This is a genomic window from Streptomyces sp. NPDC101160, from assembly GCF_044768205.1.
Lineage (GTDB): Bacteria > Actinomycetota > Actinomycetes > Streptomycetales > Streptomycetaceae > Streptomyces.
On sequence record NZ_JBIWPJ010000003.1, the window covers coordinates 589,089 to 614,312 of the forward strand.

The window sequence follows — 25,224 nt, forward strand, 5'->3', positions numbered from 1 at the left end:
CCGGTACCGCCTCAGGACCTCAGCGGCGCCGACAGCACCGGATGCCGCTCGGCGAGCGACCTGCCCGGCGTGTAGACCAGCAGCATGACCCGCGAACCGGGCGAGGTGACCGGCTCGGCCACGCACGTCGTCACCCAGCCGGGACCGTGCACGGCATGGTGGATCGGCCGCTCGGACCCGTCCGGGTACGGGATCGGCGCGGTCGCCGCCTCCCGGTAGATCGGCCCCGCGACCGCGTCCGCCAGAACCTCCGCCTCGATCCGCGCCAGCGTCCCGTTGTCCGGCCGCATCTCCCTGGCGTGCCGCAACTGGGGCATCACCAGGGGCGCCCACCGGCTCTCCCAGTCGGTCAGCACCTCCGTACGCGCCTCCTCGTCGAGCAGCATCCACCGCATCGTGTTCGCCGGCGCCTCACCGCGCGGGAACAGGCGCCGGTAGTCCTCGTTGTGCGCCAGCACGTTCCACTCGGCGTCGGTCACATACGCCATCGCCCCGTTGATCCGCTCCATCACGCCCCGCCACACCCCGGGCACCGTCATCCCGGAGTCCTCGTGCAGGGCATACGGCGGGTTCTCCCGCCGTGCCAGCCGCCACAGGATCGTCCACTCCTGCTCGTTGAGCCGCAGCGCCTTCGCCACGGCGGTCAGGAACTCGTTCGACACCTTGGCCAGCTGCCCGTTCTCGAACCGGTTGTACGTACCGGGCGCACGGTGCAGCAGACAGTCCATCTGCTCCTGACTCAACCCGACGGCCCGGCGCCCACGCCCGGACACCCGCCGCGGAAACCCGGCGGATTCGGGACTTATGGCCGCGCGGCGTTCCTGGAGGAGCCCTTTCAGCGAGAGCCGATTGCTGTCGGCGAGTTGCACGTTCACACCTGTCGTTCGAGCGGGGAGGGAAGTGCAAGTAGAGCACTGCGCCCGGAACGAGTGCCGGGGCGGGGTGTGGGAACTTTCCGTCCGCTTGTCGCGTTGCCGAAGGTGACCTGATCGTTTGAAGTGCGGGACGGCGGCGCTGCCGCCGTCGGGGGAAGTGGGCAACACATGGCCATGGTGGGCCTGTTCTGGATCGTCGAGGGCGATGTGTACGTGGGCGCGAAGCCGTCCGGGCACGCCCCCGGCGTGCGGCTGACCTCCGAGGGGGTCGTGGGGCTCGGCGACGGGCAGTCCGGCCTGCATCTGTGGGAGGACGTGCGGGCCCTGACGGTGGGGGGAGTGCCCGTGACGTCGCTGATGCGGCAGGTCGGCGCCGTCGCGGAGGTGGCCCTGGTGACGGTGAAGGAGCTGGCCCTGCCCATGGGGATGGGCCCGGAGGTCGAGGCGCCTCCGCTGATGACGGTGTGCGTGGACGCGGCCGACGGCGAGTACGAGTTGGGGGCCTACGCCGCCGCGGCCGTCGGCTACACCCAGACCGAGGCCGACCTCTCCCGCGCGCTGCTGTCCCGGCTCACCGAGGGCGCCGCGACGATGCAGACGACGCTGGCGGCGATGTCGGAGTGGGGCCGCGCGTGGGAGGGCGGGTCGGCGCCCAGGAAGGCCGAGCGGGAGGAGCTGCTGCGGGGCTGGCTCGGCTAGGACCGGTTTCCGGGCGTACGGCCCGGCCGGTACGGCTCCCCGCCAGTGCTCGTGCCGCTGCCGGTGCGGCCGGACCCGTACCGCTCTCGACGAAACGAGGATGGTCATATGCGCATCGGCGAACTTGCCCGGCTGACGGACACCCCTCCGCGCCTCCTGCGCTACTACGAGGAGCAGGGCCTGCTCACTCCGCGCCGCGAGGCGAACGGCTACCGCGAGTACGACGAGAGCCTCGTCGACCGCGTGCTGCAGATCCGCGGGCTCCTCGACGCGGGGTTGCCCACGCGGATCATCAAGCAGATCCTGCCCTGCCTGGACAGCCCGCGGAAGATCCACTTCGCCGACGCCACGCCCGAGATGATCGCCACCCTGGAGTGCGAGACCGAACGGATGGAACGCCGGATCCGTTGCCTGACCCGCAACCGCGACGCCGTCCTGGAGTACCTGGCGGCGGTCAAGGAGCTCGCCTGACGAGGGGCCGGTACGAGTCCGGTCCCGGGTGGCGGCGCAGGCCGGGACCGGGCCCGCGGTAACCCCTGTGGCCCCGGTGGCGGTGCGGCGGCCGTGCCGCCGCGCCACGATCGAGGTGCACGGGCGCAGCGGGGGAGCACCGGGCGAACACCGGGACACGCGGGACACGGAGGAGGCAGCCGATGGCAGCAGGATGGGAACCCCGGCCTCCGGAGTACACCGACGAGGACGAGTTCCGGCCGCCCCTCGACATCCCCCCGCCGGGGCGGCAGCGCCGCTGGACGGTGCTGCTGCGCTGGCTGCTGCTCCTGCCGCAGTTCGTCGTGGTCGTCGTCCTTTCCATCGCCGCGTTCTTCGTCACCGTGGCGGGCTGGTTCAGCGCCCTGGTCCTGGGCCGTCTGCCCGACGCGATCGGGTCGTTCCTCGGCTCGGTGCTCGCCTACCAGACCCGGGTCCTGGCGAGCTCCGCACTGCTCGTCGACCGCTATCCGCCGTTCGCCTTCGACGCACCCGACTACCCGGTCCGCATCGAGCTCCGCGGCACCCCGCTCAACCGCCTCGCCGTGCTGTTCCGGCTGTTCCTGATGATCCCGGCACAGATCGTCAGCGGCCTCGCGCAGTCCGGCTGGTTCGCGGTCGGCTGGGTGTTCTGGCTGATCGGGATCGTCCTGGGGCGCCTCCCCGAGCCCGTCTTCGGCGCGACGGCGGCCGTCGTCCGCTACCGGATGCGGCTGTCGGCGTACGCGATGATGCTGACGCCGGTCTACCCCAAGGGCATCCTGGGCGACGAGGCCACCGCCCCCGCCCCGGCCCCCGCCCCGGTCCCGGCCCCCGCCTCGGCTGCCGCCGCGCCCGAGCAGCGCTCCGCCACGCGCCCGCTGCTCCTGGACACCCCGGCGAAGATCCTGGTCTGGCTCTTCCTCCTGCTGGGGCTCATCGGCCAGATCACGTCCGGGACGGTCGACTACGACGACCACGACGACGACCACCACCCGAACGCGGCCGTGACGGCCCGCTGACCCGCAGGGCCCCGCGGCCGGTGGACCTCTGCCATCCGCTCAGATCCCGCTGACCTTCGCCTTCGCCGCGATCTCGTACGCCAGGGTCACCGTCCGCCGGCCGCCCGGCGCGAGCGCCACGTCCCAGCGGACGATGCCGTCGGCGTCGACCGCGTCGGGCACCGGCGAACAGAGGTCCTTCAGGAGGCGTACCTCCACGGCCGCCACCTCGGAGACCGGGATCCGCTCCCGTACGGCGATCACGCGGTCGCCTTGTTCGCCGGGCGCCGAGAACCGGGACAGGTGCAGCCGTACCGTACGGGTGACGACGGTCCGCTGGGACAGGCCCGCGGTGTCGCGCGACTCCTCGGCGCGGCGGACCACCCGGTGGTCGTCGCGACTGCCGAAGGCGAGCTCGACGGGGGCGCCGGGAGGAGTGAAGTCCAGGGTGCCGCGGCCGCTGAAGCCGTGGTCGCGCACCAGGTCGACCGGCCCGGCGAGCAGCGCGTGGCCCGACTGGTTGTCGAACCGTACGACCTGGGTGACCAGCGGCGACAGCTCCGGCGCGCACGCGTACTCGCTGCGCGCGGGCGTGGTGAAGGCGGAGAGCCGCACCCGGTGGGCACGCCCGTCCGAGGGCACGGAGACGGGCGCGGGCGATTGCAGCACGCGCGTCTCGCCGCCGTCGTCCACGCCCGGCAGGCCGAGCACCGGCAGCGGGCCGAGGTCCGCGGTCCGCTCCTCACGCAGTTCGACGTCGACGGTACGGCGCTCCGCCGCCGTACGGTCCTTGAGGGTCAGCCGGTCCTCGACGAGCCGCGGCGGCTCACCGGCCAGCGCCGAGCGGGCCGTCGACAGCGTCAGGCGTACGTCCGACCAGTCCTCGCCCGTCCGCTGCCAGACCACCGCGTCGGTCTCCAGCGTCAGTGCCTCCCCGTCGAGGACGGCACGGTAGGCGGGCCGCCACAGCGCGCACGGCGTGAGGTGGGTCAGCCGCAGCCGGGCGGGTCCGGCCGCCGCGGCGCGGACGGTCAGCTCGACATGTCCGAGCAGCTCGGCGGGTTCCTCCTCGGCGGCTTCCAGGGCGCGCTCGGTGTCCGCGTGCTCCTCGCCCAGCGCCACGAGCCGGGCCTCGACGGCGCGGAGCCGCTCGGCGTACGTGTCGCGCTCCTCGTCCACCCGGTCCAGCTCGTGGGCCCAGCGCGCCGTGTCGGTCTCACCGGCCCCGGCGCCCTCGCCGATCTCCCGCAGCAGATCGGCGGCGAGCCGGCCGAGCAGCTCCAGCCGGGTCCGCAAGCGGTCGCGTCGCCCTTCGAGCGCGAACCGCTCCTCCGTCAGGGCGTGCAGACGCCGGCGCAGCGCGGAGTCCTCGTCGGCGTCCGGCAGCGGACCGCGCGGAGCCCAGGTGCGCACGATCCGGACGTCGAGCACGGCGGCGGGGTGATCGGCGGTCAGTTCCGCGTGCAGCGTACGGTCGACGGCCAGCGCGCCGACCGGCCCGAGCCGCAGCCGCTGCACCCCCTCACGCAGGTCGAGGACGGCGGCGCGCTCGATGTGCGCGCGGTCCTCCAGACAGGTGACGGCGGTGACGGGCAGCGCGACGGGGCCGGCCGGGGTGACCGATGCGATCGGGCCGAGCGGGCCGGCCGGGTCGTCCGGGCGGACGGTGCCGGCCGGGTCGGCAGGGCGGATCCGGTCGACCGGGCCGAGCGGGCCGGCCGGGTCGTCCGGCGTGGGCGTGTGCATCGTGGACATGAAGGCTCAGCTCCTGCGGTTGCCGTCGACGAGGGCCTTGCCGGCCGGGATGCGGATCTCGTAGCCGCCTTCGAGGGCGGTGGTGCCGCCGGCGGGCAGGTCCACCCGCCAGACGCGGGTGCCCGGGGCGTACTGCTCGGGCCCGGCCCCGTCGTCGGGCGCCGCCCAGCCGGCCCGTTCCTCGATCCGTACGTCCGGTTCGGACGTGACCGGCACCCGCTCGCGCACCTCCACGGTGACCGGCCGCGGCAGCCGGTTGGCCAGCTCCACATGGAGGCGGTGGTCGAGGACGGTCGTGTTGTTGCGCAGACCCGCGGCCGACTCGTTCATGTGCGTACGGCGGACCACCCGGATGCCCTCGGCGGGCCCGAGCCCCACCCGCCGCGCTCCGCCGGGCGCCAGCGTGGGCAGCGCGGCGGTCAGCAGGAAGTCGTCGTCGACGGTGACCTCCACCGGGCCGGCGAGCAGCGCCTGGTCGGAGGCGTTGGACAGCACGAGCGTCGCGTACACGGTCGGCTCCACGGACGGCACGCACAGGTACTCGGTACGCAGACCGACCGCGATCTCGCCCACGGTGACCGTGTGCCAGGTGCCGTCCGACGGGATGTCCGCGCGGGCGGCGGCGTCGAAACGGTGGTCGAAGGAACCCGCCGACTCCCGCGGCCGTACGGCGTGTCCGGGCAGCGGCAGGGCCGCCACCGTCTCGGCGCGCCGCCGGAACTCGGCCGCCACCGGGTCGAACGGCGCACCGGGAAACAGCCGGCCGCGGCGGGTCCCCGGCTCGTCCGGGCCGCACAGTTCGAGGGCGGCGTAGTCCAGCTCGGCGCCGCTCGGCTGTGGCGGACCGGCCGGCGGCGGCGCGGCGGGGGCCGGGGCAGGGGCCGCGACGGGGGTCGGTCCTGCCGGCGGCGGGGGAGCCGCGCCGGGAGCCGCCGGGCCGAAGGGAGCGGCGCGGTACGCACTGCCGGGCGCGGGTGGCCCGCCGTACCCCTGCGGCACCGGTGCCGATACCGGTACGGGTGCGGCTGCGGGTACAGGTGCCTGCGCGGCCAACGGCGGCGGAGGCGGGGGCGGCGGGGGCGGGACGGGCATGGCGGGGCCACCCGCGGCACCGCCGACGGACACCGGCGCGGCGGCGGCCGCACCCGGGCGGCCGCGGCCCAACGGGCGGGGGCCCTGCGCGTCGTACGCCGTGAACAGATCGGCGAGCCCCGCCGGCGGCTCCCGCCAGCCGGCCGGCGCCGGAGCGGGCTGACTGCGCCCGATCCGCAGCGAGCCGAGCCTGGGCAGGTCGGTGCGGCGCCGCAGGTCGGCGGTGGCGAACGCGACGCGCACGCCCGTCCAGTCCTCGCCGGTCCGCTGGGCGACCGACGCGCGCAGCACCAGACGGCCGCTGCCGTCGCCCTGACGGTGGCTCAGACGGTAGGCCGGCACCCAGACCGCGCCCGGCACGCCGTACTCGACCTCCAGCTCCACCTCTTCGCCCGCCGTCCCGGCCAGGGTGAGCACCGCGCAGACGGTGGCGTCGACGTGTGCGGACGGCGCGTCGGTCGAGGCGCGGGCGAGCCGGTCCTCGGCGACGCCCAGTTCGTGCTCGGTGCGTCGCAGCGCCTCCTCCAGCTCGGCCAGCCGGGCGTGCAGGGCCGCCAGCCGCTCGTCGACGAAGTCCGCGAGCTCCAGCCACGCCTCGACGGGCGTACGCCGGTGCGGATCCTCGCGCTTGCGGCCCGGCGGCACCGGCCGCAGCCCGCCGACCTCCTCGATCAGCCCCAACTGGCGGTCCCTGCGGGCCCGCGCCGCCGCGCACGCGTCACGCAGCCGCTCCACCTCACGCCGTCCCGCGCCGTCCCGTTCACCGCCGCCCGGTCCGGCCTCCACCTCCACCCGCGCCTCGGTGACCCGCGCCCCCGATCCGCCGAGCACCCGCGCCCGCAGCGAGCCGGGATCCAGCGCCCGCGGCAGCCCCGCGACCCGCACCCGCTGTCCGTCAGCCGGTACGACACCGCGCGCGAGGCGCCGGCACAACGCGCCCTGCGCGTACACCACCACCGCGTCCAGGACCGAATCCCACCGCCGCGCCGACTCCACCGTCATCTCCCCGTCCCGCCGCCGTGTCCGTGCCGATCCCACCCTATGCCGCCACGGCGCGTCGATGTCAGTGGCCCGTCGTACGGTCTGACCATGAGCACCTCCGACGAAGTCCGCGCGCTCGCGCTCGCCCTGCCCGAGACGACCGAGAAGGAGGCCTGGTCCATGCCCACGTTCCGCGTCGCCGGCAAGATGTTCCTGACCCTCCCCGAGAACGAGACCTCGATGGCGGTCCGCTGCCCCAAGGAAGAACGCGACGAACTGGTCCTCGCCGAGCCGGACAAGTTCTGGATCGCCGACCACGAGGCCGCCTTCGCCTGGGTACGGGTACGCCTGGCCGCCGTCGACGACGCGGACGAACTCCGCGCGATCGTCCTCGACTCCTGGCAACAGGCCGCCCCGCCCCGCTTGCTGAGGGAGCACCCGGACCTCACGCCGCCGGCGTAGTGCGGGCCGGGCTCGTGCTCTACGAAGACCTGAGCGAGTACGACGGGCGCAGGCGGGCCGGGCGCCCCGGAGGCAACCCCGGGGGTGTGTCCGCGGTCGCGTGTTACGTTCGCGGCATCGGACGACCGGGAGCGTGTGGTGACGGAAGCGACGAGTCCGCGGGCGAAGCCCAGTGCCGAGCCCGAGCCCGAGGCCAGGCCCCGGCGGCGGAGGCAGCCGCAGCAGGCGCGGAGCCGGGCTCGGGTCGAGGCGATTCTCGGTGCGGCCGACCGGATCCTGGCGCGCGAGGGGTACGACGCGCTGACGATGCGGCGGGTCGCCGAGGAGGCGGGGGCGCCGGTCGGGAGTATCTATCAGTTCTATCCGGACAAGGGCGCTGTCGTGGACGCGCTCGGTCAGCAGTATCTGGAAGGGTTCCGGACGGCCGTCGACGGGCTCGTCGAGCAAGCCGTCAGGGGTGAACTGACCGACCTGGTGGGCACGGTGGTCGACGTCTACGCGGAGCTCTTCCGGTCCCAGCCGGGCGGCATGGCGCTGTGGGCCGGGCGGCATCTCAGCCCCGAGCTGGCCCGGGCCGACGAGGCCAGCAACGCGCTCGTCGCCGAGGGCCTGGAGCGCATCGTCGAGCAGCTGACCGGCGGGCCCGGCGGGGAGCCGGTGCGGCGGGCGGCGCGGATGGTGGTGTGGGCGGCCAACGCCGTCCTGCACGAGGTGTTCAAGAACGACGGCGAGCCTGACCTGGAGACCGTGGACGAGCTCAAGCGGATGCTGAACTCCTACTGGGAGGACCTGCGCGGCCGACTGGCGACCGCGGGCGGCTGAGGGCCGCCGAGCCCCGTCGGGCCGGCGCCCTCGCACCCATAGAACGTGAACAGTTGTTCATGTTATGGTGCGGCCCGCCCCGGACGGAAGGCTGCGCCCATGACCACCGGCTCCACCGAACCGACCCGACTCCCGCGATTCCCCGCCGACTTCGTCTGGGGCGCCTCCACCGCCGCCTACCAGATCGAGGGCGCCGCCGACGAGGACGGCAAGGGCGCCTCGATCTGGGACACCTTCGTCCGCCGCCCCGGCGCCGTCCGGGACGGGCACACCGGCGACACCGCCTGCGACCACTACCACCGGTTCGACGAGGACGTCGCACTGATGCGGCGGCTCGGCCTCGACGCGTACCGCTTCTCGCTCTCCTGGCCGCGCATCCTGCCGACCGGCTCGGGCAAGGTCGAGCCGCGCGGCCTCGACTTCTACGACCGCCTCGTCGACGCACTGCTCCACGCCGGGATCGAACCGACCCCGACCCTCTTCCACTGGGACCTGCCGCAGGCGCTCGAGGACGAGGGCGGCTGGCTGAACCGTGAGACCGCCCACCGGTTCGGCGAGTACGCTGCCGTGGCCGCCGAGCGGCTCGGTGACCGGGTCAAACGGTGGATCACCCTGAACGAGCCCTTCGTGCACATGTCGTTCGGCTACGGCTTCGGCGTCCACGCCCCGGGCCGCGCCCTGATGCTGGACGCCCTGCCCGTCGCGCACCACCAGCTCCTCGCCCACGGCCTCGCGACCGCGGCGCTGCGGGCCGCGGTGCCGGACGTGCAGGTGCTGGTCGCCAACAACTGCACGCCCGTCCGCCTCCGCTCCGACGCGCGGTCGGACGAGGACCGCGCCGCGGCCTCGGCGTACGACATCCTGCACAACCGTCTCTTCAACGACCCGGTCCTGACCGGGAGTTACCCCGACCTGTCGGCGTACGGGACGGCCGACCCGACCTGGGGAGGGGTGATCCGCGACGGCGACCTCGCCACCATCGCCACCCCGCTCGACGGCCTCGGCGTCAACTACTACAACCCGACCTGGGTCACCGCCCCCGTCGACCCGGCCGCCGGGCTGCCCTTCGACCTCGCCGAGCCGGAACAGGCGTACCCGCGCACCGCGTTCGGCTGGCCGGTCGTCCCCGACGGACTCACGGAACTGCTCACGGGCCTCAAGGCCCGCTACGGCGACGCGCTCCCGCCGGTATGGATCACAGAGAACGGCTGCTCGCAGCCCTCCGGGACCCAGGACCAGGCACGGATCGACTACCTCGCGGGACACATCGACGCGATCGCCGGGGCCATGGCCCGAGGTGTCGACGTGCGCGGCTACTTCACCTGGTCGCTGCTCGACAACTTCGAATGGGCCGAGGGCTACCACCAGAGGTTCGGGCTGGTCGAGGTCGACTTCGCCACCCAACTGCGCACACCCCGGGCGAGTTTCGAGTGGTACCGCAATCTGATCGCCGCCCAGCGGCCCTGACCGACGGAGTCACCATGGCCCACGCCCTCGCGGGGGACCCGGCGGATCCGGCGGGCTCGACGGGCTCGGCCGACTCGTCGGGCTCGGCGGATCAGACGGACTCGGTGGACCGGATGGACTCGGCCCGCGAAGACGGTGCCGCCGTCTTCGCCGAGCCCGGTCTTCCGGTCACACCCGGCTGGACGGCAGGCCTCTCGCTGGCCACGCTCGCCGTCTTCATGGCCTTCATGACGCCCATCCAGATTCTCCTGCCGCTCCAACTGGAGCACATCGACCCGCACGACAAGAACGCCGCGCTCTCGCTCGTCACCGGCCTCGGCGCACTCGTCGCGGTGGTGGCCAATCCGCTCGCCGGCGCCTGGTCGGACCGGACCACGAGCCGCTTCGGCCGCCGCAGGCCCTGGATCCTCGGCGGCGCCCTCGCCGGGGCGGCGGGCCTGGCGGTCACCGCCGCGCAGCACACCGTCGCCGGGGTCGCCGTCGGCTGGTGCCTCGCGCAGGCCGGCCTGAACGCGATGCTCGCCGGCGTCACCACCCCCGTCGCCGACCGCGTGCCCCTCGCCCAGCGCGCGCAGGTCTCCGGCTGGACCGGCCTCATGCAGTCCTTCGGCCTGGTCCTCGGCGCGCTGATCACCGCCCTGCTGATCACCGGCGTGCGCTCCGGCTACGCCACCCTCGCCGTGCTCACCGTCGCCCTCGCCCTCCCGTTCGTGCTGCGCCACGGCGAGCCCGCGCTGCCCCGCGAGCTGCGCCCCGCCTTCGACGCCCGCGCCTTCGCCCGCTCGTTCTGGGTCAGCCCCCGCCGGCACCCCGACTTCGGCTGGGCCTGGCTCACCCGCTTCATGATCAACCTCGGCAACGCCCTCGGCACCCTCTACCTCTTCTACTTCCTCGCCGACGCCGTCCACTACGGCGACCCGGGCACCGGCGTGCTGATCCTCACCGTGGTCTACACGCTCTGCGCCGCGGCCACGGCGATCCCCGTCGGCGTCCTCTCGGACCGGGCCGGCCGCCGCAAGACCTTCGTCGTCGCCTGCTCCCTGGTCATGGCCGCCGCCGCGCTGCTGCTCGCCCTGCTCCACACCTGGCCGTCCGCCCTCGCCGCCGCGGCGGTCCTGGGCGCCGGCTACGGGATCTACCTCGCCGTCGACCAGGCCCTGGTCACCCAGGTCCTGCCGGAGGCCGCGGACCGCGCCAAGGACCTGGGCGTCATCAACATCGCCAACTCCGGCCCCCAGGTCCTCGCTCCCGCCCTCGCCTCCCCGCTCATCGCCCACCTCGGCGGCTACACCGGCCTCTACACCGCGGCCGCCCTGGTCACCCTCGCCGGCGGTCTCCTCGTCCGCCGCATCCGCGGGGTCGCCTGAGCCGGGGCGGCTAAGGTGATGATCATGGAATCCACCGTCCACGCTCTCGCGCATCGCCCGCTGACCGCCGCAGCCGTCGCCGAGTTCCTGGGGCTGCCGGCCGCCCCGCCGGTTCCCGAAGACGCGGACGCCGTCGAGGAGGAGGCGCGGCGGCGGGGATGGGAGTGGGAGGACGGGCTGGTCTGCGAGTCCTACCGCACCGCCCACGGGCATGTGATGTGCAGCGACGTGTTCAGCCCGTTCGGTGACCCGGACGCCCGCGCCTTCCTCGTCTTCGGCGAGCTGTACCCGGTCGACCCGCACGACGAGCGCATGGCCAACGGACCATGGCTCAACGGCCTGCTCGACGCCTGGGAGAAGCAGCCCGGCTGGACCGGCCGCCGGCCCTGCACCGAGCAGGACTGCGAGAACGTCCTCGCCCAAGCCGCCCAGGTCGTCAGCGCCCATCTCGGCGCGCCTCCCGAGCGCACGGTGCTGTCCTCGGCGGCCGTCGCGGCCGGCCCGGACCTGACCCAGCGCATCTGGCGCACCGCCACCCACGCCGTCGTCCTGGGCCCGGCCGCCGACAACGGACCGTACGGCTACCTCACCCACCTCCAACTGTCGTGCACCCCGCTCACCGCCGGGCCCGAACTGCCGCCCGCCGACGACGAGGACGGCCTGGTCGCCTGGATCACCGCACACGTCGACTGGTGACCACGACGCGGTGACGGGACGGTGTCGGGCATGCGCCGCTCGGACGCCGTGCCGCCGCCGTGCCGCGGCCCGCGTCTCGGCCGAACGGGTTCTCGCGCTCCCGGCCCCGCCTGTCGGGCCGGGATCCGGTCCGGGCCGCGACTACGGTCCCGTCCGTGGTCCCCATCGACGAGGAGACGTTTCCCGGCGGTGTCCTCCGCGGGGAGACGGCGCAGGACATCGCACGACTGTCGGACCCCGGCCCGACCGCCGTGATCCTGGCCCGGGACGAACGTCCGGGCTGGCTGGACGAGTTGGCCGAGCTGGTCGTCGCGCGGCGGCTCGTCATCGCCCGTACGACACTGACCGCCGTCTCCCGCGACGAGTTCGCCGACTGGGCCCGCACGGCCCTGGCCCGTACGGACGGGGCGGTCGCCCGTGCGCTGCTCGACGACATGGCGGGGATCGTGGAGCAGGTGATGGCCACGACGCGGGTGCGGCGCGTGATGGTCCGGGTGTTCACGGAGGCACCCACCCGCCGCTGCGGGTTCCACGTCGACACGGTTCCGCCGCAGGCGCCCACGACCGGTGCCGTACGGGTCTACAACGGGCCGACGACCGAGTACGTGGCGTGCGACGACGTCCTGAGCATGAAGGACTTCTACGCCTATCTGTCCCGCCGGGAGCGGATCGCGCGGGAGGCGGGGGCCGGGGCTTGCGGTTCCTGCGACGGTACGGCGGCCGGTACGGCGTCCGGGCCGCTGGTCGCCATGGACGAGACGCCGTCGTTCCTGCGGCCGCAGGCCGCTGTGCACCGGGTGCCGCCGGACGCGACCGTCTACTTCCGGCACATCGACGTGCGACGGCACTGGTCGCCGCATCCCGTGACGGACGCGTGGATCCACCGGTCGCCCATGGCGGGCCCGCCACGGCTGGTCCTCAACGTGTCCCCGGCGCAGCGGATCGCGGCAGGTCCCGGTCGGGGGCCAGCAGCACATGGCTGAGGGCCGGCAGCGAGGGGTCGAGGGCGCGCAGCAGCCGGAAGACACGGGCGCCCGCGCGGGCCGGCCCGTGATGGGCCATGAACCAGGACCGCGGCCGGCCCGTGCCGCCCATCGCCTCAAGCACGGCGGGCACCACGTCGTCCTCTCCGTCGAAGAAGACCCCGGTGAACGGGTTGACGTACTGCCAGCCGCCGAGGATCGCCCGGTTGACGACGACGGGCACGTCCAGGCAGAGCGCCTCGGCGAGCACCCTCGGCGACGCGTCGAGAACGGCCGGTACGAACAGGCAACGCGCGGCCGAGATCACGGCGAGCAGCAGGGGCCACTCCAGCGGCCCTGTCAGCGTGACGCCGGGCGGCGGCTCCGCACCGGGCGGGGCGTCGACGACCAGGATCCGCAGGCCGGTCTCCTCGGCCAGCCGGCGCAGGCAGCGGGCGGCGAGCGGCCAGTTCTTGGCCCGCTGGCGCCAGGGCTCCGCACCCGACACGTGAACCACGTCCGCGACCGGTTCCGGCGACAGCGCCCCCGGGGCCGGGCCGAGGCCGACGCGGCGCGGGTCGACGCGCAGCGGGTCGGTGAAGTCGGACTCGCTCACCAGGAGCCGCGGCCCGTTCGGCGGCAGGAAGCGGTCCGGGTCCCGGAAGCAGTGCAGCCACGCCTCGCAGAGCAGCCCGTAGTCGCGCTCGTCACGGAACTCCGCCCCCGGGAAACCCAGGTAGCTCGTGGCACCGACGAAGCGACAGCCCTCGCCGGCGAGCCGGCTCAGGCGCGCGTGCTGGGCGTGTGTGACGACGGGAGCCCGGACCACCACCCATGGCAGCGCCTCGCCACCCGGCCCGGTCACCCGCAGAAACGGCGCCCCCGAGGCGAGGTCCACCCGTCGTCCTTCCACACAGGCCGCACGGGCCTCACCAGCCGCACAGGCCACGCCGGCCAGGCCGGCCCCGCCGGAACCGACACAGCGACACGACAGGAGAGGCCATGACCCAGCCCATCAGACGCGACTTCTACACGGATCGCAACGGCGCCACGCGGATCGAGATCTTCGACGAGCTCAGTGACGCCGCGAAGGCCGCCCTGTACGCCTTCTTCCGGCGGACGGGCGCACCGCACCTGATGGAGGAGGTGGTCCTGCCGCAGTTCTACGACGGCGATTCGCAGATCTTCGCCGCGGTCCGCGACCGGCCGTGGCCGCCGTGGGGCCTCGGCGCGCGCAACATCGTCGCGGTCCTGCAGACGCACCTCGTCTCCGACGGATGCTGGGGGCTGAGCCCGGTGCACGTCGCCGACGAGGACCTGACGAACACGGGGCTGCACGCCGCCCTGTACAAGGAGGCGCTCGAGACACTGGCCGTCGACCCCGGCGCCCAGGTGCACTACCTCGTCGCCGAGGAATCGAGGCTCGTGGACCTGGCCATGCGCCGCGCCGGCTTCGAGCGCACGGAGGACGTCTTCCTCACCGAGGCGGCGCGCTATCTGACGTACCGCGCACCGGCCCGCGAACTGCTGAAGAACCTGGGCCTGGCCGGCGCCGACTCGGTCGACGTCCTCGCGGGTGCGGTCGACGACGACGTGTACGAGCGCAACGCGGCCTTCCACGGGACGGTCTACATGGGATCGCGGGCGGAGTGGACGGTGGACCGGGTCTCCGTCGCGTCGGAGATCGCCCGACTGGTGCGCGGCGGCCATTACAGCAAGCCGGCGGGCGTGCCGACGGGCACCGGACGGTACGAGAGGGACGTGATCGACGAGGTCGCCCAAGGCGTACGGGAGTTCCTCACCGCCGCGGAGCAGGACGACCTCCTCCGGTACGTCCTCGACCGGGAGTCCGAGTTCAAGGCGGCCACGATCCAGCCGCGCGGGCCGGGCTCGGCGGTGGTGGACGAGCGCGTCCGCAGCAGCTCCGTCCTCCACGATCTCGGCGGATTCAAGGCACTGTTCACGGAGCGCATCAAGGAGCAGCTGGAGGCGGTGCGTTCCCGTCTCGGCTTCCCGGCGTTCCCGCTGGGTCCCATCGAGCTCCAGGTGACGGCCAACGGCGACCGCGACTACTTCGGCATGCACCGTGACAGCGACGACGGGGACACCCGCGAGCTCACGTTCGTCTACTTCTTCTCCACCGAGCCGCGCCAGTTCTCCGGCGGGGAGCTGCGGGTCTTCGAGACGGTCGTCGAGGACGGGCGGATCGTCCCCACGGACCGCAGCCAGACGATCGTGCCGCGCGCGAACCTCGCCGTCTTCTTCCCGAGCCGGCACGACCACGAGGTGCTGCCGGTCCGCGTGCCGAGCAAGGCGTTCGCCGACAGCCGCTTCAGCGTGACCGGCTGGATCCACCGGGCGTGAGCGGCCGACCGGACGGGCGGGGCGAGGTCACGGCCTGGTCCGTGGTGGGCCACGTGGCGCTCCCGTCCGGCACGGCGAGACGGGCCGCGCGCGAGACCCACCACGGCCCCTTCCCCGACGTGCCGGAGCTGCTGGCCCGCGCCGTGCGGGCCGACGCCCGAGGAGTGCGCGCCCGCTACCTCTTCGCCTCGGCGGCTGCGGCCGCGGAGTTCTCCGCGTGCTCCGCGAGCCGGGACACCGCGCTGACCCGGCTGGGAACACCGGTCACCGGACCGGTACGAGCCGTCCCGGCGGCCTCGTTCCCGGCGGCTTCGTTCCCGGCGGCTTCGTTCCCGGCGGCTTCGTTCCCGGCGGCTTCGTTCCCGGCGGCTTCGTTCCCGACGCCCCCGTTCCCGGCGGCTGCGCTCCCCGCCGCCTCGTTCCAGGCGGCCTCGTTCCAGGCGGCCGCGCTCCCCGCCGACCCGCTCGTGGCGCCCGTCATCATCGTCTCCCCGCCCCGTTCGGGCAGTACCGCGCTGTTCGACGCCCTGGCCCGCAACCCCGCCGTGTGGACGGTCGGTGGCGAGAGCGAAGGGGTGATCGAGGGCGTGCCCGGGCTTCATCCGGCGGCCCGCGGCTACGCCTCGCACGCGCTGGACGCCCAGGACGCCGTGGCCTGGGGAGGGGCCGTGCGGGCCGGGTTCCTGGCCGAACTGCGCGACGGAGGAGGAGGCCGAAGTCCCGGGAACGGCGGTCCTGGGGCCCAGCCGCCGCCCCGGCTCCTGGAGAAGACCCCGGAGAACAGCCTGCGGCTTCCCTTCCTGCTGCGGCTGTTCCCGGATGCCACCGTCGTCCATCTGCGCCGCGACGCCCGTGACACGGTGGCCAGCATGGTGCGGGCCTGGACCCATCCGGGCTTCGTCAACATCCCTGACCTGCCCGGCTGGCCACATCGGGCCTGGCACCTGCTGCTGCCACCCGGCTGGCGCGGCTGGGCCGGCGAGGACCTCGCGCGGATCGCGGCCCGGCAGTGGGCCGCCGCCGTGGAGGCGATCCTCGACGCCCGCGACCTCTGGCCCGCCGGCCGTTGGGTGGACGTCGACTACGCCGAGCTGCGCGGCGCACCCGCCCGTACGCTGCGGTGGCTGGAGTCGGTCCTGGGCCTGCCCGCCGGGGCCCAGGGCCGGGACCTTCCGCTGTCGGCCACGACGATCAGCCCGCCGCGCCCCGGCAAGTGGCGCACCACACCCGGCTTCGACCCGGCGGCGCTCGACGCAGTGACGCACACCCTGCGCCGCCTCACGAACGGACGCACCACGATGCCCCAGAGATCCCGGACGGCCCGCCCCACCCCCGCCTCCTCCCCGGAGGCTCCCCGCCAAAGCCACTCCTTCGCCTGCTGGCTTCACGAGACGGACCCCGGCGAACTCCCGGACCTCCTCGGTGACGGCGAGGGCGACGGAGACCGCACGGTGCTCGATCCGGCGGTGGTGCTCCAGACAGGCGTCACCATCCCCCTGGGCATGGCGCGCCGGACCCGCTTCCGCGACCGCTTCCTGCCCGGCCGCCCGATCCTGTGGACCGACGAGCCCGAGACCGGCGCCCTCGTCCCGTACTGGGTGCGGTTCGAGGACTTCTGGGCGCTGCGCGGGCTCACCCCCGGCCGCCCCCTGCCGCCCGGCTTCCCGGACGCGCTGCGCGCCGCCCTCGCCGGAGCCGGTGCGCTCGGGACGGCGGAGACGCGCGTGCGGCGGACGGCGCGGGCCGAGGCGGTTCAGGCCGAAGCCGCCGAGGAGTTCGCGCGCACGGACGTCTGCGGGATGGGTCGCCTCGTACGCCCCGGGCACCGCGAGGCGCTGCTCGACTACTACGAGCGGCTCATCGCGGAGGGCTCGTGGCCGCTCGGCGACGCGCAGGTGAAGGGCCGCTACGGCTGGTTCAACGAGTCGTTGTCGCGCTTCTTCCACCATCAGTTCGGCGCCCTGGTGGGCCGCCTCGCCGGCCGGCCGGTGCGTCCGTCGTACGCCTACGTCTCCGCGTACCGCGGCGGCGCCGTCCTCGACCGGCACGTCGACCGCGAGCAGTGCGAGTACACGGTGTCCCTGCTGCTCGGGGAGTCCGGACCGGGAATCCCGGGCGGCTGGCCGCTGCTCCTCGACAGCGCCCACGGACGGCTGTCCCTGGTGCAACGCCCCGGCGAGGCCGTGCTCTTCAGGGGCACCCAGGTGCCGCATTCGCGCCCGCCCCTCCCGGACGGGAGCACCCACACCTCCCTGTTGTTCCACTACGTCCCGGCCGAGTTCTCCAGGACCCTGTACTGAAGCGGCTGCTGACCCGGCTACTGCGGGTCGAGGAGGCCGACATGCCGGGCCTCGGCCTCTCCGACCTGCGGCGCGATCCGCTCCCAGCGGGTGACCGTGCGCCGGCCCGTCGGCCGCACCGCCCGTGCCGGGGTACGGCTGAAGCCGTCGGGCACCGCTCCCGTACCGAACATCACCTCCGCCGCAGCGGCGGTCACCAGCATGTCCCACACGAGGTGGACGCGGTCCGTCGCCCCGGTGTTCGCGGCCGCGTGCACACAGCCGTGGTTGACGAGGTAGACGGTTCCGGCCTCCAGATGGTGCATGTCGCCGTCGAGCAGCAGCGTGGCCTCCGGGCCGGTGACCAGCGGCAGATGGAAGCGGGCCCGCACGCCCACGGTCCCGGTCCGCGACCGCACCACGCTGTGCTCCTCGTGCGGTTCGAGGGCGGCACCCGGACCGAGCACGTTGACCCGGAAGTTGACCAGGTGCGGCAGCGCCCCGGCGAGCGCGGACAGGGCGGGGTACCGCGTGCGGTCGTGGAAGCGTTTGCCGAAGCAGGACAGGTCGTGGTCCCGGGAGAAGTCGTCGCAGCGGCCCGACGCGTTGAGCAGACTGAACTGCTCCACCCGGCCGCGCGGACCGGCCCAGGCCGTCACATGGCCCGGGGTGCCCGCCAGCGATGGGGCGTGCACCGCGCGCAGCCGTTCCACCTCCGCGACCAGCCTCCGGAGCGTCGGTGCGTCGGCCGAGAACAGCCGCAGGCAACGGATGCCGGGGCGGTGGTAGTTCGCGTCCCGGATGCCGCGCAGGACGGGCAGCGGATCCGGAGCGCCGCCGTGCTCCGCGCCATGATCCCGGCTGTGCTCCCCACCGTGGTTCGCGCGGTGCTCCCCGCCTTCGTTAATGCCGCCGTCGCGGTCGGTCATCTGAAGGGACACCTCTCAAGCAGCAGGTCCAGGTCGGGGAGGTCCGACGGGAGCGTCGCGAAATCGCCCAGCGCGACCGGATCGAGGCCCGCGCCGACGGGGCCGACGGACACCGGAGGCGGTACCGGCACTCCGACGGAGAGGAAGTAGTCGTGGAACTTGCTGTCGTCGCCGCTGGGCAGGTCACGGAACCTGATCCAGACGGCGGGGATCCCGTAGGCATGGCTGAGGACGATGCCGTGGAGGCTCGACGAGGCGACCAGGCGGGCACCCGTCAACTGCTCCACGACGTCCTCGACGCCGCCCTGCACGTCGACGAGCCGCCAGCGCTCCGGAACGCCGAGCCGGGCCCGGGCCTTGTCCGCGAAGTGCGGGACGACCGCGAGCCGGCCGCCCGCCCGGACGGGACGCCGCGGCAGGAACCTCGGCACGAGCAGCCCCGGGTCGCCGTAGACCGGGGGACACACCGCGCCCGAGCGCAGGGCCGCCTCCCGGGTGAGGGGCCCCCGGACGGCGAGCAGTTCGGCCCCGGGATCCACGTACTCGCCGGCCTCCATCACTCCGGCTCCCCACACCACGCAGCCCGGTCCCGCGAGCGCGACCACGCTGCCCGTGACGAAGTGTTTGCGGCCGGGCGCGTGCGGAGCGACCCATCGGGCCGGGGCGCCGGAGATCCTGCGGATCAGCCACGGAGTGAGCCGGTCACCGACGTTGCCCTGGCTGGGCGCCCGGCACCAGAAGGCGGGTACGGTCTCGGACACGTCGGTCACTGTAACCAGCGGACCGCCCTGTTCATCCGTACCTACCACCGGGATGTCACCTGGCTGAGGTACGCCCTGGCGGCCATCGAGCGGTGGTGCCACGGCTTCTCGGAGGTGGTCGTGGTCACGCCGCGCACCGGCTCGGGCGCCGTGCGCCGGGCGGTCGGCGGCGACGTACGGCTGACGGTCTGTCCGGACTACCGGGACGACTACCTGGGGCAGCAGGTGAGCAAGCTCCACGCGGACGAGTTCACCGACGCCGACCTGATCTGCCACGTCGACTCGGACGTCGTCTTCACCCGCCCCGTCTCGCCCGCCGACCTGCTCGACGCCGGCCTGCCGTGGATCGTCCGCCGGGCGGTCTCCCTGCTCGGCCGGCACCGGCCCTGGCTCGCCCCGACGGAGGAGTTCCTGGGCCGTCCGGTCGCCTACGACTTCATGCAGCAGCCGCCCTTCACCTATCCGCGGTGGCTCTACCCGGAAGTGCGCGCCCTGTCCCTGGCGCGTCACGGAATCCCGCTGGACCGCTACGTGGCGGGCCGGCCGCCGCGGGGCTTCTCCGAGTTCAACGTCCTGGGCGCACACGCCTATGCCGCTCATCGCGCCGAGTTCGCCTGGTACGACGCCGACGCGCACACGGACACGTACCCGGACACGGGCACGGACGCGGCGCGCGTACCGCGGCTGTGCCGGTGGTACTGGAGCAGGGGAGGTATCGACGCGGCCCTGCGTCGCGAACTCGAGGAAATTACCGGTGGGTACGCCCGTGCCGCCACGCCGGACCACAGTCTGCGCCACTCGGGGCGTTCGGGGCTCGATGATCCATGTCACTGAGCCGGGACCTTCAGACGGGCGACGGACAGCCCTTAGCGTGACGGAAACGAGGCAGCGGTGAAGGGAGCAGAATGTTCCGCAAGGTGCTGGTGGCCAACCGCGGGGAGATCGCGATTCGCGCGTTCCGCGCCGGCTACGAACTGGGGGCGCGCACCGTCGCCGTCTTCCCGCACGAGGACCGCAACTCGCTGCACCGGCTGAAGGCCGACGAGGCGTACGAGATCGGGGAGGCCGGGCACCCGGTGCGGGCGTACCTCTCCGTGCCGGAGATCATCCGGGCGGCCCGCCTGGCCGGCGCCGACGCGGTCTACCCGGGCTACGGCTTCCTGTCCGAGAACCCGGAACTCGCGCGCGCGTGCGAGGAGGCGGGCATCACCTTCGTCGGCCCGGACGTGCGCACCCTGGAACTGACCGGCAACAAGGCGCGCGCCGTGGCCGCCGCCCGCGCCGCCGGCGTACCCGTGCTCGGCTCCTCGGCCCCCTCCACCGACGTGGACGAACTGGTCGCCGCCGCCGAGCACATCGGCTTCCCCGTCTTCGTCAAGGCCGTCGCCGGCGGTGGCGGCCGAGGCATGCGGCGGGTCGAGGACCCGGCGACGCTGCGCGAGTCGATCGAGGCGGCGGCGCGTGAGGCCGAGTCCGCCTTCGGCGACGCCACCGTCTTCCTGGAGAAGGCCGTCGTCGACCCCCGTCACATCGAGGTGCAGATCCTCGCCGACGGCGAGGGAAACGTCATCCATCTGTACGAGCGCGACTGTTCCGTGCAGCGCCGCCACCAGAAGGTGATCGAACTCGCGCCCGCCCCGAACCTCGACCCGGCAGTCCGGCAGCGCATCTGCGACGACGCCGTGCGGTTCGCCCGCCGGATCGGCTACCGCAACGCGGGCACCGTGGAGTTCCTCCTCGACCGCGACGGCAACCACGTCTTCATCGAGATGAACCCGCGCATCCAGGTCGAGCACACGGTGACCGAGGAGGTCACCGACATCGACCTGGTGCAGTCCCAGCTGCGCATCGCCGCCGGCGAGACGCTCGCGGACCTCGGCCTGACGCAGGAGTCCGTCGTGCTGCGCGGCGCCGCGCTGCAGTGCCGCATCACCACCGAGGACCCGGCCAACGGCTTCCGCCCCGACACCGGCATGATCAGCGCCTACCGCTCGCCGGGCGGCTCCGGCATCCGGCTCGACGGCGGCACGACCCACGCCGGCACGGAGGTCAGCGCCCACTTCGACTCGATGCTGGTCAAGCTGACCTGCCGGGGCCGGGACTTCGGGGCCGCCGTCGGCCGGGCCCGGCGCGCGGTCGCCGAGTTCCGCATCCGGGGCGTGTCCACCAACATCCCCTTCCTCCAGGCCGTGCTCGACGACCCGGACTTCCAGGCCGGTCACGTCACGACCGCCTTCATCGAGCAGCGGCCGCACCTGCTCACCGCCCGCCACTCGGCCGACCGCGGCACGAAGCTGCTCACGTACCTCGCCGACGTCACCGTGAACAAGCCGCACGGCCCGCGGCCCGAACTGATCCACCCGACCACCAAGCTCCCCCGGCTGCCCGCCGGCGCGCCGCCGGCGGGCTCGAAGCAGCGCCTCGCCGAGCTCGGCCCGGAGGGCTTCGCACGCGGCCTGCGCGAGTCGCCGACCATCGGCGTCACCGACACCACCTTCCGCGACGCCCACCAGTCGCTCCTCGCCACCCGGGTCCGCACCAAGGACCTGCTCGCCGTCGCCCCGGCCGTCGCGCACACCATGCCGCAGCTGCTCTCCCTGGAATGCTGGGGCGGCGCCACCTACGACGTCGCGCTGCGCTTCCTCGCCGAGGACCCCTGGGAGCGCCTCGCCGCGCTGCGCGAAGCCGTACCGAACATCTGCCTGCAGATGCTGCTGCGCGGCCGCAACACCGTCGGCTACACCCCGTACCCGACCGAGGTGACCGACGCCTTCGTGCAGGAGGCCGCCGCCACCGGCATCGACATCTTCCGGATCTTCGACGCGCTCAACGACGTCGACCGGATGCGGCCCGCCATCGACGCCGTACGGGAGACCGGGACGGCCGTCGCCGAGGTCGCGCTCTGCTACACGTCCGACCTCTCCGACCCGGCGGAGAAGCTCTACACCCTCGACTACTACCTGCGGCTCGCCGAGCGGATCGTCGCCGCGGGCGCCCATGTGCTCGCGGTCAAGGACATGGCCGGACTGCTGCGCGCCCCCGCCGCGGCCACGCTGGTCTCGGCGCTGCGCAGGGAGTTCGACCTGCCGGTGCACCTGCACACCCACGACACCGCGGGCGGCCAGCTCGCCACCTACCTCGCGGCGATCCAGGCCGGCGCGGACGCGGTGGACGGCGCCGTGGCCTCCATGGCCGGCACCACCTCGCAGCCCTCGCTGTCGGCGATCGTCGCCGCGACCGACCACTCCGACCGGCCCACCGGGCTCGACCTGCAGGCGGTCGGCGACCTGGAGCCGTACTGGGAGAGCGTCCGCAGGATCTACGCCCCCTTCGAGGCCGGCCTCGACTCGCCGACCGGGCGCGTCTACCACCACGAGATCCCCGGCGGACAGCTCTCCAACCTGCGCACCCAGGCCGTCGCACTCGGCCTCGGCGACCGCTTCGAGGACGTCGAGTCGACCTACGCCGCCGCCGACCGGATGCTGGGCCGGCTCGTGAAGGTCACGCCGTCGTCGAAGGTGGTCGGCGACCTGGCGCTGCACCTCGTGGGCGCCGGGGTGGCGCCCGAGGACTTCGAGGCGGAGCCGAACCGGTACGACATCCCCGACTCCGTCGTCGGCTTCCTCCACGGCGAACTGGGCACCCCGCCCGGCGGCTGGCCGGAACCCTTCCGCACCAAGGCCCTGCAGGGCCGGGCCGGCCCCAAGCCCATCCAGGAGCTGACGGCGGAGGACCGCGAGGGCCTCGCCGAGAACCGGCGCGCCACGCTGAACCGGCTCCTCTTCCCCGGCCCGACGAAGGCGTTCGAGGCACATCGTCAGGCGTACGGCGACACCAGCGTGCTCGACAGCAAGGACTTCTTCTACGGGCTGCGCCCCGGCAAGGAGTACGCCGTCGACTTCGGGCCCGGCGTACGGCTCCTCATCGAGCTGGAGGCCATCGGCGAGGCCGACGAGCGCGGCATGCGCACCGTCATGTCCACGCTGAACGGCCAGCTGCGGCCCATCCAGGTACGCGACAAAGCGGCGGCCGCCGACCTCCCGGTGACCGAGAAGGCCGACCGCTCCGACCCCGGCCATGTCGCCGCGCCGTTCGCGGGCGTGGTCACGCTCGCGGTCGCCGAGGGCGACGAGGTGGAGGCCGGCGCGACGGTGGCCACCATCGAGGCGATGAAGATGGAAGCCTCGATCACGGCCCCGAAGAGCGGACGGGTGGCACGCCTCGCCATCGCCCGGATCCAGCAGGTGGAAGGGGGCGACCTCCTCGTAGAGCTCGCCTGACAGGCCTGGGACGGGCGGTCGCCACGGCGGCGGCCACAACGCCGACCTGGCCGAGCGTCCCGAGCGGTTGCGGCACCCGGCCTCCCGAAACCGGGCGCCGCGGACCGTGGGCACGCTCTAGTCGCGGCGGGCCAGCAAGTGGGCGTCGAGGAAGCCCCGTTCGGAGGCCGGGTCGTGGACCAGCCGGGCGAACGGGACGAGGCCGGCGTCCGTCAGCAGCTCGGCGAACCGGTCCACCGGCCAGCAGTAGGCCGGCGTCACCTTGTGGTCGAAGCGAACCGGCTCGGAGCCGGCGGTCCCGTCGCTCCCGTCGGTTCCGCCGGTCCCGTCGGTTCCGAAGAAGGAGACGAGGAGCAGGCCCCCCGGTGCCAGGACGCGCACCTGCTCGGCGAGCAGCGCGGGCAGTTCGCCGGGCGGGGTGTGGATCATCGAGTAGTGCGCCAGCACGCCGCCGAGCGCGCCGTCCTCGACCGGCAAGGCCTCCATCCGCGCCTCGTCGAACTCCAGCGCCGGATGGGCCCGCCGGGCGTGGGCGACCATGCCGGGGGAGAGGTCGATGCCGAAGGCGTCGAGACCCAGGTCGTGCAGCATGGCCGTCAGATGTCCGGGCCCGCACCCGACGTCCGCTGTCCGCAGGTTCCCGTTCCCGCGCACCAGCTCGGCGAAGGTGCCGATGATGGCCCGCGCGAACGGCCGCGTCTCCAGCCGGTCGGAGAACATCGACGCGTACAACTCGACGACCCCGTCGTACGCCGCCCTGGTCTGTTCCTGGTGTTCCGCCTGGTGCTCCGCCACGGAAGGACGCTAACACCCGTGCGTGCTCGCCCGGTTGTCCGCCCCCGCCCCCACGTGGGCCTCACCTCACGGCCACGCACGCGGAAAGGGCACCCGCAGCGACTCCGGTGCCGTCGGCCCGTGTTCGGCGGCCGCGTGCAGACGTCCCTCGCGCAGGACGACCGCGCCGCTGCCGAGCATCGTCGTGACCAGTTCGTCCGCGAGCGCCTCGGGAGTCCTGCCCAGGAGCCGGGCCGCGTCGGTCAGCCACGCCCGCGCGTGCAGATACGGCTCGACCTCGCCGGCCGGGATCCCGCCGCGGATCATCAGGGCGAACGCGAAGATCCGCCGCGCCCCGTACCAGACGGCGCCGTGCGGATCGTCGACGAGCCGCCGGGCCCGGCGCAGCGCGGCGGCGAAGGCCGGTTCCGGATCGGCGGGGACCGGGCCGTGGGAGGGCAGGATCACGCGCGGGGCGAGGTCGGCCATGCGCTTCAGGGAGGCGAGCGCGGTGGCGGCGGCCTCGGGGCCGTCGAGGGCGAGGTTCACCCAGCCCACGTCGTAGTCCGACAGCGCGTCCCCGACCACGAGCAGCCGCTCCTCCGGCTGCCACAGTGCCAGATGGCCCGGCGTGTGCCCGGGCGTGCGGACGACCTCCCAGTCGGCGTCGCCGAGCCTGAGGACCTGGCCGTCGTCGAGCGGGATGTCGACGGTGTACGGGGCGACGGGCTGGTCGAGGTATTCGGCGGCGCAGCAGCCGGGATCCCGCCGCGCGATCGACTCCGCCTCCGGCGCCCCGGCCGCGACGGCGGCGCCGCGCGCCTGGAGGAGGGCGTTGCCGCCGACGTGGTCGGAGTGCCAGTGCGTGTTGACGACCAGCTCGACGCCACCGGCCCGCTCGCGGACCCAGTCGGCGGTGACTGCCGCGCTGCCGACGAAGCCGCTGTCGACCAGGGCCGGTTGCCGCCCGTGCAGCAGCAGCGTGTTGGCGTCGGGGAAGGGCCGCTGCCACCACGTCGCCCAGGACGGCAGCGCGGGGGAGGGGCGCGGGCTCACAGCGCGGGACCGTTCACGCGGATCAGCGTCCGCCGGCCGGTCGCGACGAGCGTCCGCTCGCCGCCGCCACCGTCCGGGCCGCCGCCCTCGACTCCGTACACCTGCGTCGGGTCGTCCACGTGCTCTCCTTCGTC

Annotated in this window: 22 protein-coding genes; 13 read left to right on the forward strand and 9 right to left on the reverse strand. The window is 73.9% G+C overall.

Features of this window, described 5'->3' with window-relative positions; genetic code table 11:
• Nucleotides 1-11 precede the first annotated feature (11 nt).
• Nucleotides 12-728: an XRE family transcriptional regulator gene (locus ACIRSU_RS12150; protein WP_403791165.1), complete on the reverse strand. Its 717-nt coding sequence runs from the start codon at nt 726-728 to the stop codon at nt 12-14.
• 315 nt (nt 729-1,043) lie between these two features.
• On the opposite strand from ACIRSU_RS12150, the gene ACIRSU_RS12155 reads away from it, so the two are divergent.
• From ACIRSU_RS12155 to ACIRSU_RS12165, 3 genes are all read left to right on the forward strand, one after another.
• On the forward strand, nt 1,044-1,574 hold the full coding sequence (locus ACIRSU_RS12155; RefSeq protein WP_403791166.1) for a hypothetical protein: 531 nt from the start codon (nt 1,044-1,046) through the stop codon (nt 1,572-1,574).
• Nucleotides 1,575-1,682: 108 nt separating this feature from the next.
• Complete coding sequence (locus ACIRSU_RS12160) at nt 1,683-2,045, forward strand: MerR family transcriptional regulator (RefSeq protein WP_403791168.1); 363 nt, start codon at nt 1,683-1,685, stop codon at nt 2,043-2,045.
• 182 nt (nt 2,046-2,227) lie between these two features.
• Nucleotides 2,228-3,064: a DUF4389 domain-containing protein gene (locus tag ACIRSU_RS12165; RefSeq protein ID WP_403791170.1), complete on the forward strand. Its 837-nt coding sequence runs from the start codon at nt 2,228-2,230 to the stop codon at nt 3,062-3,064.
• Between the two features lie 39 nt (nt 3,065-3,103).
• Here the strand turns inward: ACIRSU_RS12165 and ACIRSU_RS12170 are convergent, their stop codons facing one another.
• On the reverse strand, nt 3,104-4,798 hold the full coding sequence (locus ACIRSU_RS12170; RefSeq protein ID WP_403791172.1) for a mucoidy inhibitor MuiA family protein: 1,695 nt from the start codon (nt 4,796-4,798) through the stop codon (nt 3,104-3,106).
• A 6-nt stretch (nt 4,799-4,804) separates the two neighbouring features.
• Complete coding sequence (locus ACIRSU_RS12175) at nt 4,805-6,892, reverse strand: DUF4139 domain-containing protein (protein WP_403791174.1); 2,088 nt, start codon at nt 6,890-6,892, stop codon at nt 4,805-4,807.
• A gap of 87 nt (nt 6,893-6,979) precedes the next feature.
• Here ACIRSU_RS12175 and ACIRSU_RS12180 point away from each other — a divergent pair, with 87 nt between their 5' ends.
• The 6 genes from ACIRSU_RS12180 (at nt 6,980) to ACIRSU_RS12205 (ending at nt 12,668) form a co-directional block, all read left to right on the forward strand.
• Complete coding sequence (locus ACIRSU_RS12180; protein ID WP_403791176.1) at nt 6,980-7,333, forward strand: MmcQ/YjbR family DNA-binding protein; 354 nt, start codon at nt 6,980-6,982, stop codon at nt 7,331-7,333.
• A 138-nt stretch (nt 7,334-7,471) separates the two neighbouring features.
• Nucleotides 7,472-8,155 (forward strand): TetR/AcrR family transcriptional regulator, encoded by a 684-nt coding sequence (locus tag ACIRSU_RS12185; RefSeq protein ID WP_403791178.1) that lies wholly within the window; start codon nt 7,472-7,474, stop codon nt 8,153-8,155.
• 99 nt (nt 8,156-8,254) lie between these two features.
• Complete coding sequence (locus tag ACIRSU_RS12190) at nt 8,255-9,622, forward strand: GH1 family beta-glucosidase (protein ID WP_403791180.1); 1,368 nt, start codon at nt 8,255-8,257, stop codon at nt 9,620-9,622.
• Between the two features lie 113 nt (nt 9,623-9,735).
• Nucleotides 9,736-10,989 carry an MFS transporter gene (locus tag ACIRSU_RS12195; protein ID WP_403791497.1) on the forward strand — a complete coding sequence of 418 codons (1,254 nt, stop codon included), beginning with the start codon at nt 9,736-9,738 and terminating at the stop codon, nt 10,987-10,989.
• Between the two features lie 24 nt (nt 10,990-11,013).
• Nucleotides 11,014-11,685 (forward strand): hypothetical protein, encoded by a 672-nt coding sequence (locus ACIRSU_RS12200; RefSeq protein WP_403791181.1) that lies wholly within the window; start codon nt 11,014-11,016, stop codon nt 11,683-11,685.
• Between the two features lie 155 nt (nt 11,686-11,840).
• On the forward strand, nt 11,841-12,668 hold the full coding sequence (locus ACIRSU_RS12205; RefSeq protein WP_403791183.1) for a DUF1826 domain-containing protein: 828 nt from the start codon (nt 11,841-11,843) through the stop codon (nt 12,666-12,668).
• On the opposite strand, the gene ACIRSU_RS12210 is transcribed toward ACIRSU_RS12205, so the two are convergent.
• Entirely contained in the window at nt 12,604-13,545 is a 942-nt protein-coding gene (locus ACIRSU_RS12210) for a hypothetical protein (protein ID WP_403791185.1), read from the reverse strand. The two genes, ACIRSU_RS12205 and ACIRSU_RS12210, sit on opposite strands and share 65 nt — an antisense overlap.
• A gap of 104 nt (nt 13,546-13,649) precedes the next feature.
• Here ACIRSU_RS12210 and ACIRSU_RS12215 point away from each other — a divergent pair, with 104 nt between their 5' ends.
• Nucleotides 13,650-15,011 carry a 2OG-Fe(II) oxygenase gene (locus ACIRSU_RS12215; RefSeq protein ID WP_403791187.1) on the forward strand — a complete coding sequence of 454 codons (1,362 nt, stop codon included), beginning with the start codon at nt 13,650-13,652 and terminating at the stop codon, nt 15,009-15,011.
• Nucleotides 15,008-17,311, forward strand: coding sequence for a sulfotransferase (locus ACIRSU_RS12220; RefSeq protein WP_403791189.1), 2,304 nt, complete (start codon nt 15,008-15,010; stop codon nt 17,309-17,311). Before ACIRSU_RS12215 ends, ACIRSU_RS12220 begins: the two co-directional genes overlap by 4 nt.
• A gap of 17 nt (nt 17,312-17,328) precedes the next feature.
• Here the strand turns inward: ACIRSU_RS12220 and ACIRSU_RS12225 are convergent, their stop codons facing one another.
• On the reverse strand, nt 17,329-18,219 hold the full coding sequence (locus ACIRSU_RS12225) for an aspartyl/asparaginyl beta-hydroxylase domain-containing protein (protein WP_403791191.1): 891 nt from the start codon (nt 18,217-18,219) through the stop codon (nt 17,329-17,331).
• Nucleotides 18,216-18,980, reverse strand: a complete 765-nt coding sequence (locus ACIRSU_RS12230) for a polysaccharide pyruvyl transferase family protein (RefSeq protein ID WP_403791194.1) — start codon at nt 18,978-18,980, stop codon at nt 18,216-18,218. Before ACIRSU_RS12230 ends, ACIRSU_RS12225 begins: the two co-directional genes overlap by 4 nt.
• A 120-nt stretch (nt 18,981-19,100) precedes the next feature.
• On the opposite strand from ACIRSU_RS12230, the gene ACIRSU_RS12235 reads away from it, so the two are divergent.
• Together ACIRSU_RS12235 and ACIRSU_RS12240 are read left to right on the forward strand one after the other, a co-directional pair.
• Entirely contained in the window at nt 19,101-19,814 is a 714-nt protein-coding gene (locus ACIRSU_RS12235; protein ID WP_403791195.1) for a hypothetical protein, read from the forward strand.
• A 71-nt stretch (nt 19,815-19,885) separates the two neighbouring features.
• The gene (locus ACIRSU_RS12240) at nt 19,886-23,260 is read left to right on the forward strand and encodes a pyruvate carboxylase (protein WP_403791197.1); all 3,375 of its coding nucleotides are present in this window, start codon (nt 19,886-19,888) and stop codon (nt 23,258-23,260) included.
• 117 nt (nt 23,261-23,377) lie between these two features.
• Here ACIRSU_RS12240 and ACIRSU_RS12245 read toward each other — a convergent pair whose 3' ends face one another.
• The 3 genes from ACIRSU_RS12245 to ACIRSU_RS12255 all read right to left on the reverse strand — a co-directional run bounded on the left by ACIRSU_RS12245 (nt 23,378) and on the right by ACIRSU_RS12255 (nt 25,209).
• A complete protein-coding gene (locus tag ACIRSU_RS12245) occupies nt 23,378-24,055 on the reverse strand; it encodes a class I SAM-dependent methyltransferase (RefSeq protein ID WP_403791198.1) in 678 nt (225 codons plus the stop codon).
• A gap of 66 nt (nt 24,056-24,121) precedes the next feature.
• Nucleotides 24,122-25,090, reverse strand: coding sequence for an MBL fold metallo-hydrolase (locus ACIRSU_RS12250; protein WP_403791201.1), 969 nt, complete (start codon nt 25,088-25,090; stop codon nt 24,122-24,124).
• Nucleotides 25,087-25,209, reverse strand: coding sequence for a hypothetical protein (locus ACIRSU_RS12255; protein ID WP_403791203.1), 123 nt, complete (start codon nt 25,207-25,209; stop codon nt 25,087-25,089). The genes ACIRSU_RS12250 and ACIRSU_RS12255 overlap by 4 nt, the downstream gene beginning before the upstream one ends.
• Nucleotides 25,210-25,224 lie beyond the last annotated feature (15 nt).